The 1,230-nt window shown below is 57.8% G+C and carries 1 rRNA gene; it reads right to left on the reverse strand.

The features are described from left to right. Positions 1-1,090 (reverse strand): 23S ribosomal RNA (locus AB0H32_RS47735); the annotation flags it as partial. Between the last annotated feature and the right edge of the window lie 140 nt (positions 1,091-1,230).

Here is a 1,230-nt window from a genome sequence, read left to right on the forward strand (position 1 = left end):
TCTGGGCTGTTTCCCTCTCGACCATGGAGCTTATCCCCCACAGTCTCACTGCCGCGCTCTCACTTACCGGCATTCGGAGTTTGGCTAAGGTCAGTAACCCGGTAGGGCCCATCGCCTATCCAGTGCTCTACCTCCGGCAAGAAACACACGACGCTGCACCTAAATGCATTTCGGGGAGAACCAGCTATCACGGAGTTTGATTGGCCTTTCACCCCTAACCACAGGTCATCCCCCAGGTTTTCAACCCTGGTGGGTTCGGTCCTCCACGAAGTCTTACCTCCGCTTCAACCTGCCCATGGCTAGATCACTCCGCTTCGGGTCTTGAGCGTGCTACTGAATCGCCCTGTTCGGACTCGCTTTCGCTACGGCTTCCCCACCCGGGTTAACCTCGCAACACACCGCAAACTCGCAGGCTCATTCTTCAAAAGGCACGCAGTCACGAGATGCAGCAAGCTGCATCCGACGCTCCCACGGCTTGTAGGCACACGGTTTCAGGTACTATTTCACTCCCCTCCCGGGGTACTTTTCACCATTCCCTCACGGTACTATCCGCTATCGGTCACCAGGGAATATTTAGGCTTAGCGGGTGGTCCCGCCAGATTCACACGGGATTTCTCGGGCCCCGTGCTACTTGGGTGTCTCTCAAACGAGCCGCTGACGTTTCGACTACGGGGGTCTTACCCTCTACGCCGGACCTTTCGCATGTCCTTCGCCTACATCAACGGTTTCTGACTCGTCCTACGGCCGGCAGACCGCAGAAGAGAGATCCCACAACCCCGCATGCGCAACCCCTGCCGGGTCTCACACGCATACGGTTTGGCCTCATCCGGTTTCGCTCGCCACTACTCCCGGAATCACGGTTGTTTTCTCTTCCTGAGGGTACTGAGATGTTTCACTTCCCCTCGTTCCCTCCACACTGCCTATGTGTTCAGCAGCGGGTGACAGCCCATGACGACTGCCGGGTTTCCCCATTCGGAAACCCCCGGATCAAAGCCTGGTTGACGACTCCCCGGGGACTATCGTGGCCTCCCACGTCCTTCATCGGTTCCTGGTGCCAAGGCATCCACCGTGCGCCCTTAAAAACTTGGCCACAGATGCTCGCGTTCACTGTGCAGTTCTCAAACAACGACCAGCCACCCATCACCCCGAACCAATCAGGTCCGAGTTCACTGGGGCCGGCGACTGAGGAAAAATCCATTCCCTCAGACACCCAACAGCGTGCCCGACACC

The organism is Streptomyces sp. NPDC020362, from assembly GCF_040642095.1.
Taxonomy (GTDB): domain Bacteria; phylum Actinomycetota; class Actinomycetes; order Streptomycetales; family Streptomycetaceae; genus Streptomyces.